This is a genomic window from Vibrio sp. HA2012 (assembly GCF_002812955.1).
Classification (GTDB): domain Bacteria; phylum Pseudomonadota; class Gammaproteobacteria; order Enterobacterales; family Vibrionaceae; genus Vibrio.
This window is the reverse complement of the sequence record NZ_PFXK01000005.1, coordinates 172,296-186,199: the sequence shown is the minus strand read 5'-3', so window position 1 is coordinate 186,199 and position 13,904 is coordinate 172,296. Positions and strand designations below refer to the sequence as shown.

The 13,904-nt window shown below is 45.4% G+C and carries 14 protein-coding genes; 7 read left to right on the top strand and 7 right to left on the bottom strand.

Going from position 1 to position 13,904, the window contains the following annotated elements; genetic code table 11:
- Positions 1-42 precede the first annotated feature (42 nt).
- The 4 genes from choV to betB are packed head-to-tail and all read right to left on the bottom strand — an operon-like array spanning position 43 to position 4,583.
- Positions 43-1,251, bottom strand: coding sequence for a choline ABC transporter ATP-binding protein (gene choV, locus CSW98_RS11235; protein ID WP_100800568.1), 1,209 nt, complete (start codon positions 1,249-1,251; stop codon positions 43-45).
- A 2-nt stretch (positions 1,252-1,253) separates the two neighbouring features.
- Positions 1,254-2,102: a choline ABC transporter permease subunit gene (gene choW, locus CSW98_RS11230; protein WP_100800679.1), complete on the bottom strand. Its 849-nt coding sequence runs from the start codon at positions 2,100-2,102 to the stop codon at positions 1,254-1,256.
- Between the two features lie 39 nt (positions 2,103-2,141).
- A complete protein-coding gene (locus CSW98_RS11225) occupies positions 2,142-3,095 on the bottom strand; it encodes a choline ABC transporter substrate-binding protein (protein ID WP_100800567.1) in 954 nt (317 codons plus the stop codon).
- Between the two features lie 33 nt (positions 3,096-3,128).
- On the bottom strand, positions 3,129-4,583 hold the full coding sequence (betB, locus tag CSW98_RS11220; RefSeq protein WP_100800566.1) for a betaine-aldehyde dehydrogenase: 1,455 nt from the start codon (positions 4,581-4,583) through the stop codon (positions 3,129-3,131).
- 362 nt (positions 4,584-4,945) lie between these two features.
- Between betB and CSW98_RS11215 the strand changes: the two genes are divergently transcribed.
- Both CSW98_RS11215 and betA read left to right on the top strand, forming a co-directional pair.
- Positions 4,946-5,683 (top strand): FadR/GntR family transcriptional regulator, encoded by a 738-nt coding sequence (locus CSW98_RS11215; RefSeq protein ID WP_100800565.1) that lies wholly within the window; start codon positions 4,946-4,948, stop codon positions 5,681-5,683.
- A gap of 68 nt (positions 5,684-5,751) precedes the next feature.
- Positions 5,752-7,416, top strand: coding sequence for a choline dehydrogenase (gene betA / locus CSW98_RS11210; RefSeq protein ID WP_100800564.1), 1,665 nt, complete (start codon positions 5,752-5,754; stop codon positions 7,414-7,416).
- An 81-nt stretch (positions 7,417-7,497) separates the two neighbouring features.
- On the opposite strand, the gene CSW98_RS11205 is transcribed toward betA, so the two are convergent.
- Genes CSW98_RS11205 through CSW98_RS11195 form a run of 3 tightly spaced genes read right to left on the bottom strand, consistent with a single transcriptional unit; the run spans position 7,498 to position 11,455 of the window.
- The gene (locus CSW98_RS11205) at positions 7,498-8,370 is read right to left on the bottom strand and encodes a U32 family peptidase (RefSeq protein WP_443083665.1); all 873 of its coding nucleotides are present in this window, start codon (positions 8,368-8,370) and stop codon (positions 7,498-7,500) included.
- Between the two features lie 19 nt (positions 8,371-8,389).
- Complete coding sequence (ubiU, locus tag CSW98_RS11200) at positions 8,390-9,403, bottom strand: ubiquinone anaerobic biosynthesis protein UbiU (protein WP_100800563.1); 1,014 nt, start codon at positions 9,401-9,403, stop codon at positions 8,390-8,392.
- A gap of 12 nt (positions 9,404-9,415) precedes the next feature.
- Positions 9,416-11,455: a sensor domain-containing protein gene (locus CSW98_RS11195; protein WP_100800562.1), complete on the bottom strand. Its 2,040-nt coding sequence runs from the start codon at positions 11,453-11,455 to the stop codon at positions 9,416-9,418.
- Positions 11,456-11,660: 205 nt separating this feature from the next.
- Between CSW98_RS11195 and ubiT the strand changes: the two genes are divergently transcribed.
- The 5 genes from ubiT to CSW98_RS11170 all read left to right on the top strand — a co-directional run bounded on the left by ubiT (position 11,661) and on the right by CSW98_RS11170 (position 13,841).
- Positions 11,661-12,200 carry a ubiquinone anaerobic biosynthesis accessory factor UbiT gene (gene ubiT / locus CSW98_RS11190; protein WP_100800561.1) on the top strand — a complete coding sequence of 180 codons (540 nt, stop codon included), beginning with the start codon at positions 11,661-11,663 and terminating at the stop codon, positions 12,198-12,200.
- Positions 12,184-12,684, top strand: coding sequence for a GNAT family N-acetyltransferase (locus tag CSW98_RS11185; protein WP_100800560.1), 501 nt, complete (start codon positions 12,184-12,186; stop codon positions 12,682-12,684). The genes ubiT and CSW98_RS11185 overlap by 17 nt, the downstream gene beginning before the upstream one ends.
- A 16-nt stretch (positions 12,685-12,700) precedes the next feature.
- Positions 12,701-13,120, top strand: coding sequence for a DNA polymerase III subunit psi (locus tag CSW98_RS11180; protein ID WP_100800559.1), 420 nt, complete (start codon positions 12,701-12,703; stop codon positions 13,118-13,120).
- Entirely contained in the window at positions 13,107-13,550 is a 444-nt protein-coding gene (rimI, locus tag CSW98_RS11175) for a ribosomal protein S18-alanine N-acetyltransferase (protein WP_100800558.1), read from the top strand. Before CSW98_RS11180 ends, rimI begins: the two co-directional genes overlap by 14 nt.
- Positions 13,551-13,649: 99 nt before the next feature.
- On the top strand, positions 13,650-13,841 hold the full coding sequence (locus tag CSW98_RS11170) for a ribbon-helix-helix protein (protein ID WP_100800557.1): 192 nt from the start codon (positions 13,650-13,652) through the stop codon (positions 13,839-13,841).
- Positions 13,842-13,904: the final 63 nt, after the last annotated feature.

Genomic DNA, 13,904 nt, shown 5'->3' with positions numbered 1-13,904 from the left:
CACTTCTAAAGTGGCGTATTTTCTATCCGTAGTAAGACAGGGTCAGGTAGCGGACATATTCTGGCTATCCAGCGTAAAGTGCTTTCCCAGCAGGGCGTGATAAAAATCATTATGTGACAACAAGCCGATAAGTTGCCGGTCTTTAGCCAGTAAGATTGGTTGACCTGTCCGGTAACAGATTTCTAGCCCGTCCCGCATGGATATATCTGGATCGGTAACTACAAGGTTTCCTTCTTTTAGAGGATTAAAGCATTCGCCTTTTTTCCATTGCCGAAGGGGAATGGTACGATCCATTCTTTCGGCTAGCTCAATGTTTCCTTTTGAGTCCAGATTGAGATAGGTCCGATTGTGCGGGTTAATCACAATCTTATTTTCTTTTTTGTCCAGTTCGGTAACTTCCCTCATCAGAGAGCGGCCACGTAAGACGTTGAGCGGGTTGGTATGAGCAACGAAATCTTCTACATATTTTGAATTAGGGTTCAGAACAATTTCTTCTGGTTTACCTTGTTGGATCAGGCGTCCTGATTCCATTATGGCAATGGTACTGCCAAGCTTTAAGGCTTCATCCAGATCATGACTGACAAATACAATCGTTTTGTTTAATTGGCGTTGCAGCTCCAGAAGCTCATCCTGTAATTGGCAGCGGATCAGAGGGTCGAGTGCAGAAAATGGTTCATCCATCAACAGAATATCGCTGTCCATAGCAAATGCACGAGCCAGACCGACCCTTTGCTGCATTCCTCCAGAGAGCTCATGAGGGAAATTATCTTTCCATTCGGCAAGGCCTACCATTGTCAGTTTTTCTTCAGCCTGACGTCGTCGCTTTTCTCTCGGCACTCCCTGCATTTCCAGACCAAAGGCTGCATTATCCAGTACACTTAGCCATGGCATTAAGGCAAATTTCTGAAAAACCATGGAGATACGATTTGTCCTAAGATGCCTTAGAGTACTACTGCTGCAGTCTGCCAGATTGATGGATCCGCTTTCCGAGCTGATGTTCAGCTCCCCCCTAGAAATAGTGTTGAGTCCGTTGATCGTTCTGAGCAGGCTGGATTTTCCCGAACCGGATAACCCCATTAGTACGCAGATTTCACCATGTTTTATATCCAGACTGACATTATCGACGCCAACGACATCACCAGTAATGTCAATAATATCCTGACGGCTTTTATCTTTATCCAGCAGAGCTAACGATTTATCGACGTTATCTCCAAAAATAACATCCAGGTTTTTAATACTTATCGCATTCATGTTTACTTATTCCTTGCGTGTCTGGCAGGAGCCTTACATAGCCTGTCCAGAATAATGGCGACCAGTACGATCGCCAGTCCGGCTTCAAATCCCTGAGCGATATTAACGGTGTTCAGTGCCCGGACGACAGGTTTACCCAAACCATCAGCCCCTACCAGTGCGGCAATAACAACCATAGATAGTGATAACATGATGCATTGAGTGATCCCTGCCATAATATTTGGCATTGCAGAAGGCAATTCTACTTTAAACAGTAGTTTCATACGGGTTGCACCAAAAGCCTTACCGGCTTCGAGCAGTTCTTCCGGTACTTCGCTGACCCCCAGATAAGTAAGGCGGATAGGAGCGGCAATGGCAAAAATGACGGTGGATATTAATCCAGGAACAACACCCAGACCGAACAGAACCAGTGTCGGGATCAGATACACGAAGGTTGGAATGGTCTGCATCAGATCCAGTATCGGGCGCAGTATGGTATATAGCCAGCGATGATGCGCTGCCATAATACCAACAGGCACACCGACAAGAATCGAGATCACGGTCGCTGTCAGTACCAGAACAAATGTTTCCAGCATTTCTGGCCAGTATCCCAGATTTAAGATGAGCAGTAAGGCTGCGGCTATGAAAAGGGTTAAAGGTATACTACGGTGCAGCAGCCATGCACAACAGGCTGCAATTGCAATAAAACCGGTAGCAGGAAACCATTTCACCAGCTCCACTAACAGCATGATAGCGGACTCAAGTGCATAGGAAACAGAGTCAAAAAAGTTAGCCCCGTGGTAGGTCAGCCAGTCGACAAAATCAGCCATCCAGCTACCGAGAGGAATTTTATGCTCAGTAATAAAACTCACCATTACTCCTTGGGTGTTTTGTTTGAATTGTTTATAAAATTAAAGGCCTATATATTCTTTCACGGCTTTAATTCCATCTTTATCATGAATGGTTACGACGTCCTTCAGCCAGATATCCAGAATCTGAGGGTTTGTTTTCAGCCATGCTTTTGCTGCGGTTGACGGCTCTTCGTTTTTATTCAGAATCCTGTCCATCAGTTCATTTTCCATTTTCAGACTAAATTTAAGATTTTTCAGTAGGTTGCCAACATTTGGGCAGGCAGTTATGTAATCTTTACGGACATTGGTGTAGACGTTGGCACCACCATAGTTGGGACCAAAGTAATCGTCTCCGCCTGATAGATAAGTTATGTTGAAGTTGCTGTTCATCGGATGAGGTGCCCAGCCCAGAAATACGATCCATTGCTTACGTTTAATGGCGCGGGTTATCTGGGATATCATTCCGGCTTCACTGGACTCAACCAGTGAAAAGTCTTTTAGAGCAAATGCATTGGAATCTATCATCGACTGAATGAGACGATTACCATCGTTACCGGCTTCAATTCCGTAGATACGGCCACGAAATTTATCTTTAAATTCGGCAATATCAGCAAAGCTGTGTACTCCGGCTTCATAAACATACTGGGGTACGGCAAGCGTATATTTTGCACCTTCCAGATTCGCACCGATGACTTCCACTGCTCCTGATTGAACATACTGCTCAATATCTGCTTTCATTGTTGGCATCCAGTTGCCCAGAAAAACATCGATGTCATTATTAGCCATAGAAGAGTAGGTAACCGGAACGGAAAGCATATCAACAGAGGTTTTGTACCCCAGCCCTTTCAGAACTTCACTTGTTATAGCTGTTGTGGCTGTAATATCGCTCCAGCCGACATCAGAAAAACGAACGGTTTCACATGGATCGGTAGCAAAAGATGGGGATGTGAACAGGCCAAATATTATGCCGGTACAGGCCATTAAAGACAGTTTTTTAGCGGAGAATGTCTTCATGATTTTTCCTTACTTTTCCTTAAGTCATTTTATTTACGCATAGGGTGATTCGAGATCACCTAATGCAATCAGAACACTTTTATTTTGTGTGTAGCTGTTCAGGGTTTCCGGACCATTTTCTCTGCCGATACCTGAGTGTTTATAACCGCCGACCGGCATCTCTGCGGGTGAGTCCCCCCAGGTATTTATCCAGCATATTCCAGCCTGAAGTTGTGCAATAACCCGGTGAGCTCTGGACAGGTTTTGAGTAAAGATGCCTGCCGCCAGTCCGTAATCAGTACTGTTGGCCCGGCGGATCACTTCTTCTTCTTCAGAAAAGCGCAATACTGACATAACCGGACCGAATATTTCATTTTTCACCTGCGGCATATCATCATCGCAGTCTGTAAAGATGGTGGGTTGAACGAAACAGCCTTTATCCAGAGGTGGCTGAGTAGCGCGTTTACCACCTACAACCAGACGAGCACCGGATGCTTTTCCCTGTTTGATAAAGTCTAGCACCTTCCCCATGTGCTCACCGGAAATCAGCGCACCAACCTGAGTCTGCATATCCATAGGATCACCGATAATCAGTTTTCTGGTACGTGCTGTCAGCCGGGTGATAAATTCATCGTAGATAGTGTCGTGAACAAACACACGGGTACCATTGGTACAAACTTCACCCTGAGTATAGAAGTTGGCGAGCATGGCTCCAGTGACGGCATTATCCAGATTTGCATCATCAAATATAATCAGAGGTGACTTACCACCCAATTCCATAGTGACTGATTTGAGGGTTGCAGCGGCATCGGCCATCACTTTCTTACCTGTACCACATTCACCTGTAAAAGATATTTTAGCGATGGATGGGTGACGTGAGAGCATCTGTCCGACACGATAATCCCCCTGGACGACATTAAAAACCCCGTCAGGAACCCCGGCTTCAGTATATATTTCTGCTAGTTTTATAGCAGTAAGAGGTGTTTCTTCTGAAGGTTTGAATATCATAGCGTTACCTGCGGCCAGAGCCGGGGCAGACTTCCACATGGCAATCTGCATTGGATAGTTCCAGGCTCCGATACCTGCACATATGCCCAAAGGCTCTCTGCGGGTATAGAAAAACTGTTCGCTGCCAAGTTCTTGTTGCTGTCCCTGTAAACCAGCAGCCAAACCGGCGTAATATTCAATAACATCCGCTCCGGTTGTTATATCGACGGTAATTGCTTCCTGAAGTGGTTTACCTGTGTCTTTGACTTCCAGCATTGCCAGTTCATCATTACGTTCCCGCAGGATAGTAACGGCTCGCATCAGAATCCTGCCTCGTTCAGCACCGGAAAGGGCTGACCATTGCTGGAATCCTTTTTGTGCCGAGGCAACAGCGGTTTCAATATCCTGTTCTGAAGCCTGGCCAATTTCAGCAAGAGTCTCACCTGTCGCTGGATTACAGGTGGTGAATTTTTCGCCTGATGATGCTTCAGATGCGCTTCCGTGAATATAAAGTGATGCCATATTTTACGTGTGCTCATGTTGCGACAAAAAACTAACTTTACATATTCTCAGGTTTATATCAAATTCAATTAATTTGAGCTCCAATAAATTAAAAAGCGTAAATTGTTTGTCATCTATATGATAAATATGGTTTTTTTTATTAAAAGTAGATCTTAATGATTAGTGGTCTAATGGTTGGTGTTTTTCTGAATGTTTGATGAATATATTCTATATATATCAATTGGTTAGGTATTATTTGTTTTTATAGGTAGTACCAAAAAATATTTTTTTGCCTGTTTTTTCATCTGTTGCAAGATTAACTCAATGATTGTTAGTATATTGGTAGTACCAATGGTGTTTTTCAGAAAGAGGGTGCCAGTTTGATGGCAGATAAATCCATAAAAGACAGCCTATTCTCACCGGCACAGGTAGGGCGAGCTAGTGAAGATATCGCTTTACAGATTGAGTCGGCGATTTTAAATGAAACGCTACTTCCTGGTGACAGTCTTCCTAGTGAAAGGGAGTTGCAACTTCAATTCGGTACCGGCCGAGGGGTGATACGGGAAGCGATCCGGGCACTGAAACAGAAAGGATTAATTGAAATACGCAAAGGCCCTAAAGGCGGGGCGTTTATTAAGCAGGTGGATGTATCAAACATCAGTGAGTCTCTGGCTTTGTTTCTCAAACAAAAGCATATCGGGGCTTACGAGATAGCCGAGTTCAGGGAAAGTGTTGACCAGAGTATAGCTTTGCTGGCGATGTCTCGGGCCACGGATGAGCAGAAGTCTCAGTTGATGGCGGGGATTGAGTATATGGAGAATATTGTCGCGCAGGATCCTATGGATTTCTCTGAGCTGGCTGAAGCTGACCGGAAACTGAATCTGTTGCTGGCTGAGATGGCGAATAACTCTATTTTTGAGTGGGTAATGCATGCTATGCAGCAGGGGTTCGGTTCTTACGATAATAATCTTTATAACAACCCTGATTTTTTACGGCAAACGGTTGAGAACTGGCGTCATACAGCGATGCAGATAATTAACCGGGAGCCGATTAAGCTACAGGCGTCGATCAGCCGCCACTATTTATTGTTGCAGGAATGCCTTGAACAACGTTCAGGCTAAATATTTATATCATTTCGGGTGATCTGAAAGGTTATTCGGACAGACAGAACAAGTGCGGAGGAAATTTAATGGCAGAACAGACTTACGATTATATCATCGTGGGCGGTGGTTCAGCGGGTTGTGTATTGGCAAACAGACTGAGTGCAAATCCCAAGCATAAGGTATTGGTATTAGAAGCAGGTCGTCCGGATTACCGGTTAGATTTCCGTATTCACATGCCGGCAGCTCTGACCTATTTGCTGACTGATGGTACGTATAACTGGCTATATGAGTCAGAACCAGAGCCACATATGCATAACCGTAAGATTGCTCAGCCAAGGGGTAAAGTTCTCGGTGGAAGCAGTTGCATTAACGGAATGATTTATATCCGTGGTAACGCAATGGATTATGAAAAATGGGCTAAGGTTGAAGGTCTGGAAGAGTGGAGCTATAAGCATTGTCTGCCGTATTTCCGTAAGTGTGAAACTCGTCTTGAAGGGGCGGATAAATATCATGGATCTAATGGTCCTCTACAAGTGACTACGGCTGACTGTGATAACCCACTGTTCAAAGCCTTTTTTGCAGCTGGTGAGCAGGCCGGATATCCTCTGACTGATGATGTAAATGGTTATCAACAGGAAGGTTTCGGTATTTTTGACCAGAATATTTATCGTGGTCGTCGCAATAGTGCTTCCCGAGCTTATCTGCATCCGGTTATGAACCGGAAAAATCTGACGGTTATCACCGGAGCAATGGCTAACCGCATTCTGTTTGACGGTAAAACAGCGATTGGTGTTGAATACAGCAAACGCGGCGGTGAAAAGACCGTCTATGGTGGTGAGATCATCTCTTGCGGTGGCGCAATTAACTCACCTCAGCTTCTGCAACTGTCCGGTATCGGGAACGCAGAAGAGCTGAAAGCTTTGGGTATTACTCCGGTGCATAATCTACCGGGCGTTGGTGAAAACCTGCAGGATCATCTGGAATTGTATGTTCAATATGCTTGTAAGCGACCGGTAAGCATGTATCCGGCTCTGAAATGGTATAACCAGCCGAAAATCGGCTTTGATTGGCTGTTTCGCCGCAAAGGTGCGGCTGCAACGAACCACTTTGAAGCTGGTGGTTTCGTACGTGGTAATGATGAGGTGGAATACCCAAACTTGCAATTTCATTTCTTGCCATTAGCTATTCGTTATGATGGCAGCGCTCCACGTGCCGGACATGGTTTTCAGCTGCACGTTGGCCCGATGAATACTGACGTACGAGGCCACGTGAAGATCAAATCTAAGGATCCGAAGCAGAAGCCGGAAATCTTCTTTAACTACCTGTCTACCGAGCAGGAAAGAAGAGAGTGGGTTGAGGCAATTCGTGTTTCCCGTAATATCATTGCTCAGCCGGCATTTGATGATCTGCGAGGTGAAGAACTGGCTCCGGGTATTGATGCTCAGACGGATGAAGAGATTCTGGACTTTGTTGCCCGCGAAGGTGAAAGTGCTTACCACCCAAGCTGTACCTGTAAGATGGGCTACGACGATATGGCAGTCGTGGATGCTGAATTGCGTGTACACGGAGTGAAGAATCTGCGAGTTGTGGATACTTCTGTCTTTCCTGCCATCACTAACGGTAACCTGTACGCACCCACTATTATGGTGGCAGAAAAAGCGGCTGATATTATTCTGGGTAATTATATGGAACCGGTAATGGATGCTGATTTTTATATTAAGGGACAGGACAGCAAGCGGTCTGAAGCATAATCGAGTAGCAGTATATAAATAAAAACAGTATGTGAACAAAGATGAAAAACGGCATGTCTCTGAGACGTGCCGCTTTTAACTTCAGGCCTGAACCAGTCCCGGAAGCTGATGCCAGTAACCGTTACACTGGTGATTCTCCAGATGAATGGGGTGCTTGCCATGCTCATTGGCCTTAAATTGTGTCAGAACTGAAAAAGTATCGGCCCCCAGTGGACTGAGTCTGACCACATCGACCAACTCTTGCATACTGACCAGATCATTAATCAGGTTATAGCAGTAGCCTGATTGGGTCTGAATGCCATTCAGATTAAAGATGGATTGTCCTTCCTGACTATTTACCTGTAGGCCGGTAGGGTAATGAATACAACAGGTCCCACACTCATCTTTCGGCCTGTTTTCTGCCCGGGCAGTAAAACAGCGGGCTGAATAGGCAAGAGGAAGATAGCCGTGGGCAAATACCTCGGTTTCAAATTGTCCCCGGATACCCAGTTCTTCACATTGTACCAGAACGTTTTTAAGCCATTCACGGGAAAGTTCTACCGGCATACACCAGCGTGTCATTCCCTGTTGCAGGAATAACTTCAGGGTGTGGGCATTGTAAGCATTGATAGCAGGGCCAACGATAAAGGGCAGTTTTTTTTCAGAGGCTAACTGGATAGCAGACACATCGTTGGCTTCTATAGCAAACTCTCCGTTATCAATGTATTTCTTCATTACATTGATTTCACTCGGTGCTTCGAGCAGAGCCATGGTCGAAAGAACGACCTGTTTTCCGCATTTCGTTAACTCTCGACCCAGTTCAAGCCAGTCTCCCGGCTTCATCTCCCTGCGTTTGGAACAGACAGATTCACCGAGATAAATAATTTCTGCCGGACACTCTCTGGCCTGCTGATAAAATGTTTCAACAGCATCTTTAGTCCAGAAATAGAGCAGGGGGCCGAGAGCGTATTTCATATCAGTGGTCATTATATTTTTATTGCCATTTTCGGTGATAAGCACCGAGGGTTGTCTGTGTGCCTTCTGAAACATTGGCCAGATCCCGGTTCCATACTTCTTCAACCCGGTAAGTCTCCGGATTAGCTTTATAGTGGTCGATTGCCGCCCGCCAGGTCCGGGTTACCTGTTCAACATAAGCAGGGCTTCTCTGTCTTCCTTCAATTTTGACTGAAGCGACATTGGCAGCAAATAGTTCAGGCAGCAGAGAAAGCGTATTTAAGCTGGTGGGCTCTTCCAATGCATGGTAGCACTTTTTTTCACCGTTAATTTCTGCTTCAAAGCGCCCTTTACATAAGGTTGGATAGCCTGCATTTTCTCCTGCAGCATAACGGTCGATCAAAATATTATTCAGCCGGGACTCCAGTCCCTGTTCAGTCTCTTGCCAGCGGACGTATTTGGCCGGGGAACAGGCACCCACGGTATTGGGGGATTCTCCGGTCATATAAGATGAGAGGTAACAGCGCCCTTCCGACATAATACACAGGCTACCGAAAGCAAAGACTTCCAGCTCGACTCCTGCTGGTATATTCCGTGATAGTTGTTTGACCTGATGAATTGATAGTACCCGGGGAAGAACAACACGCCGGACATTAAAATTACGGCAGTAGTATTCGATAGCGGCGGTATTGGTCGCTGATGCCTGAACGGATAAGTGCAGTTCCATATCCGGATATTTTTCTGCGGTATACTGGAGCAAAGCAATGTCTGCAATAATCAGCGCATCCACATCGAGTGCTGCTGCGGTATCGACAGCACTGGTCCAGCGCTCAAATCCTTTCGGATGAGCAAAGGTATTGAGTGCAATATGCAGTTTTCGGTTGTGGTCTTTTATATAATCAACAGCCCGATCCAGCTTTTTCCCCGAGAAATTCAGACCGGCAAAATGACGCGCATTGGTATCATCCTTAAATCCGATATAGACAGCATCAGCACCACACTCAACGGCGGTTTTTAGTGCGGGGAAATTCCCGGCCGGACATAACAGCTCCATGGATATAACCTTTTAGTTCTTATGACGGCGATTCTGTGCCAGTAACTCTTCGATTTCCTGCCTTGGCTGAGGGCGATAAAAATGGAAACCCTGAATCGAGTTACAGTTAAGGTTAGAGAGAAGGGTTGCCTGTTGGCGGGTTTCAACCCCTTCTGCTACAACAGACAGATCCAGAGATTTACCTAAATTGATGATGTTTTCAATAACGGTAATCTGCTTTGGCAGAGTATCGATATCCCGGATAAATGCCCGGTCAATTTTCAGTTCATCCAGAGGGAAACGAGCCAGATAGGAAAGTGAAGAATATCCGGTACCAAAATCGTCGATAGACAGAGCAAAACCTAATTTCTTGATGGCTTTCAGCATCTGCAGGGTGTGCTCACTGTCACTCATTACTGCACTTTCTGTGAGCTCAAAGGTAATACAGCCGGGATCAAGCTCAGTCGTGCGCAGCAGTTTCTCCATATAATCAATCAGCATAGGGTTACCGAACTGCTGGGGAGAAAGGTTAATCGCAACTCGTCCGGGTAATATTCCCTGTTGTTTCCAGCGTTTCACTGTGGAAAATACATCGCGCATGACTACCCGGCCAAGGTGCTCAATCAGTCCGGCTTTTTCGGCAACAGGGATAAATGCAGCAGGGCTGATATAGCCTTCAATAGGGTGTTTCCAGCGCACCAGAGCTTCGGCACCGTTAATGCTGAAATCCCGGGCATTTACTTTAGGTTGATACCAGACTTCAAGACCGTTTTGCTGTAATGCTTTTTGCAGTTCTATTTCCAGCCACAGGCGCATACGGGCTTCTTTGTTCATCTGATCATGATACTTAATCAGACGATTACGGCCACGCTCTTTGGCTTCATACATGGCTGTATCGGCATTTTGCAGTAACAGGCGTGCATCATTACCGTCTCCCGGATAGGAAACACTACCGATAGAACAGGCCAGACGTTTACTGAAATGATGTAAATCAAAAGGCTGATTAATCAGTGAGATAATGCGTTCCGACAGTACGTCAATGGTTCTGTGATGCTCCGGTTCAGGGAGAATAATACCAAATTCATCTCCCCCCAGATGTCCGAGTATAGCTTGCGTAGGAAGGAGCCGCTGCAAGCGGGCGGATACTTCTTTGATCACTTTATCGCCGATATGATGTCCCAGCGAGTCATTGATATTTTTAAAGTTATCAATATCCAGATACAGCATAATCAGCGGAGTTTCATTACGGATAAAGTGCTCCAGTCTGCGGGTGAAACCATAGCGGTTATACAGATTGGTCAGCGAATCATAATGGGAGTCGTTACGAGTCTCTGCTGAATCTCCTTTGGTTTGTTCTGCATCCTGAACAATGACGATTTGAGACTCTGTACCATAGATCGTCGCTTTGTCTGCTGACAGGCGAACTTTTCGTTCGACACCGCAACGGGCACCGGTCAGACAGGTTACCGGAGATTCTGCCAGTAGCGTCGATAACCGGGTCTTAAAAACGGTTTTATTCTTTTCGTCGATAAACAGGCGACTGAGCTCTTCTCCCAGCAGCTCATCACTGCTGTTAAACCCCAGCAGACGGACAGCAACCGGGTTTGCTGAGATGACAGAATCATTTTCAACCAGAAGCAGACCATCGGGAAGCAGATCTGACAGCGTAGAAAATTTGCTTTCAGACTCTTCCAGTGAACGGGCAAGAACTTGCTTTTCAGAGGTATCTATTGCATGGAAGGATATACATTCGACGTTGTCTCCATCCATCGAAAGTGGTGTTACACTGAAATGCAGACTGGTATCGTGGTCAGGTTCATTCAGCGTTATTTCTGCTTCCAGACTTTCTCCGCCAAATGCTCTTTCATAGTAAGGCTTCAGGCTGAGGTAAAAACTTTCCCCCAGTACCAGAGTGTCATTCATTCCTTCCAGCTCATCTTTCGACAGACCGGCAATATCACAGTAGCGCTCGTTTACACTACAGTAGTTATGATTTTTGTCTAAGATGGCGAAAAAAAACGGACTGTCATCAGTCAGTTTTGAAAACCATTGTTGTAACTGTTTGGTTGGCATTAATAATCTACCGAATTCCTTTAGAGGATGCACATCAGCCCAGAATACCTCTTTATTATATATGTACTATAACCTTGATGCTTACTCTGTAAAAGCATCTTTATTCTTTAGCGACTTAGCGATGCTTTTTTAATACATAGCGGGAATTCTGCTGCGATATCCATTATCATGTCAGAATGAACAGACAACATAACGGATAATCAGAGTGCTAAACAAGATTCGAACCCGCCTGGTACAGAATGCGCCTTTAATTTTGAGACCTACAGCCCAATTTTTACCTAAAACAATACAGAATAAAATGCTGCTGGAAGGGTTAAGACGTGTATTTCATGAAGCTTTACAGGATGGAGACTTTGAATTTCTTGAACATAAATGGCTTAAAGTATCGGTTCTGGATTTGGGGGTTAGCTGGTTTATCAGTCATCAGGATGGTGCCTTAATTACGGCTGATTTTATTGAGCAGGAAGATGTCAGTTTCTCTGGTAACCTGAATGATCTGGTACTTATCGCCGGACGTAAGGAAGATCCGGATACTTTATTCTTTCAACGACGGCTGAGTATTGAAGGTGATACCGAGCTGGGACTGGAAGTTAAGAATCTGATGGACAGTATAGATCCGGACGAATTGCCGAAACCGATGCGTATTCTGTTAGAGCAGCTGGCCGATTTCGTGCAGAAAGGGCTGGATAACAAAGGGTTATCAGATGCAGGACAAAAAGGGATGAATAATGCTTATCAGAACTGAAGCCCCGGCAGATATACTGCCGATTGATCGTTTACTGAAGGCGGCTTTTACGACACAGGCTGAAGCCGAATTAGCCATGACGTTACGGGAAAACGGCCGGCTGACGTTGTCTCTGGTTGCCTGTAATGATGACGGTGAAGTGATAGGTTATGTACTGTTCACACCTGTGCTGATTGAAGGGCAAGACCTTGGCTGGCAGGGCCTTGCGCCGGTGGCTGTGAAAAAAGAATATCGGAACCAGGGGATTGCAGCCGCATTGATCCGGGAAGGTTTTGAATCACTGCGTGATTTTGGTTATCCGGTTTGTGTTGTTCTTGGTGATCCCGATTACTATGCCCGTCTGGGTTTTGAAGCGGCAGAGAAGCATGATTTCCACTGTATCTGGGATGTTCCTGAAGGGGTATTTCAGGTGATTGAGCTGGAATCCGGAGCCTTTTCCGGCAGAAAAGGGATGATAGAGTACAGTCCAGAGTTTTCTTTATAACAGTAAATGGAATGGTATGAATAAGGTATCAGCCGCTGACTATCTGAATGAAATGCAGATTGATAGCTGGGAACTGCTTCATCCGGAGCGTTTGTCCGGTTATGTTCGCTCTGACTTGCCGGTAACACTTCCTGGTGAATGCGAGTTGTTACTGGTCAGCCCGGTATTGCCTGTTCAGGAAGAAGCTGCATACCTGGACAAGGTGCTAGCCAGTATGCAACTTAATCTTGGACAAGTGAGACATATCTATCCACAGCAGTTTGCTATGGTTGATCTGACTGTTCACCGTCCTAAGTGGGTCTGGTTTGCCGGATGTGAGTCTTGTGACGTTTCGTCTGTTCAGATATTATCATCTCCGATGTTAACTGATATTCGCGGCAGTAACCCACATCGTCGTGCACTTTGGCAACAAATTTGTTCTTATGATAGACATTAATCTGTTACGTCCGGAACATGTTCCGGCAATCTGGTGTATCGAACAGGCTGCTCACAGTCACCCCTGGTCTCAGTCTATGATCGGTGATCTTTCCGGGCGAGGAGCTATGCATTATGGGCTATTTCGTGGTGAACAATTACTCGGCTATTTTTATGCACAAAATATTGTCGGTGAAGTCAGTTTACTGAATATTGCTGTTGATCCGCAGGAACAGGGAAAAGGACTGGGGCGGGAGCTGATGTGTCACCTGTTGCGAATTTGCAGGGAAGCTGACGCAGAAAGTATCTGGCTGGAAGTTCGTGAAAGTAACCTGCGAGCCTTTAACTTGTATGAAGATCTCGGATTCAATGAAGTGGATCGGCGGATGAATTATTATCCGGCTAAACACGGGCAGGAAGATGCCATTATTATGAGTTACTTGTTTTTCTGAGTTACCAAATTATAATCCTTTTATCATTCGATTATAATTAGTGGGCATGCACTTTACATGTGCTCACTGCAATGCAGATAAAAACTGACAGGCAGTAAAATGGAAACCAAAAGCGCACGCTTAACCGTATTGATTGATCCGAAAAAAAAACAGGCTCTTGAACAGCTTTGTGCATCTCAGGATATTACTCCGTCACAAGTTGTACGCCAGTTGATTCGTGATTACCTGAATAAACATGGGGTAGAGTACAGTCAGGGAACGCCGGTTAATAATCCTCAGGTAAAAAGCTGAATTAATCTATTCGCTTATACACGACTCTGCCTCGCCATTGCGGTGAGGCAGAGTGATTCAGTG

Excerpts from the sequence above, each read along its gene's own strand:
- CSW98_RS11180 (WP_100800559.1), top strand. The coding sequence starts at position 12,701 with ATGAATAAGGTATCAGCCGCTGACTATCTGAATGAAATGCAGATTGAT.
- betB (WP_100800566.1), bottom strand. The coding sequence starts at position 4,583 with ATGGCATCACTTTATATTCACGGAAGCGCATCTGAAGCATCATCAGGC.
- choV (WP_100800568.1), bottom strand. The coding sequence starts at position 1,251 with ATGAATGCGATAAGTATTAAAAACCTGGATGTTATTTTTGGAGATAAC.
- rimI (WP_100800558.1), top strand. The coding sequence starts at position 13,107 with ATGATAGACATTAATCTGTTACGTCCGGAACATGTTCCGGCAATCTGG.
- CSW98_RS11205 (WP_443083665.1), bottom strand. The coding sequence starts at position 8,370 with ATGAAATACGCTCTCGGCCCCCTGCTCTATTTCTGGACTAAAGATGCT.
- CSW98_RS11195 (WP_100800562.1), bottom strand. The coding sequence starts at position 11,455 with ATGCCAACCAAACAGTTACAACAATGGTTTTCAAAACTGACTGATGAC.
- CSW98_RS11225 (WP_100800567.1), bottom strand. The coding sequence starts at position 3,095 with ATGAAGACATTCTCCGCTAAAAAACTGTCTTTAATGGCCTGTACCGGC.
- ubiU (WP_100800563.1), bottom strand. The coding sequence starts at position 9,403 with ATGGAGCTGTTATGTCCGGCCGGGAATTTCCCCGCACTAAAAACCGCC.
- betA (WP_100800564.1), top strand. The coding sequence starts at position 5,752 with ATGGCAGAACAGACTTACGATTATATCATCGTGGGCGGTGGTTCAGCG.
- CSW98_RS11185 (WP_100800560.1), top strand. The coding sequence starts at position 12,184 with ATGCTTATCAGAACTGAAGCCCCGGCAGATATACTGCCGATTGATCGT.
- CSW98_RS11215 (WP_100800565.1), top strand. The coding sequence starts at position 4,946 with ATGGCAGATAAATCCATAAAAGACAGCCTATTCTCACCGGCACAGGTA.
- CSW98_RS11170 (WP_100800557.1), top strand. The coding sequence starts at position 13,650 with ATGGAAACCAAAAGCGCACGCTTAACCGTATTGATTGATCCGAAAAAA.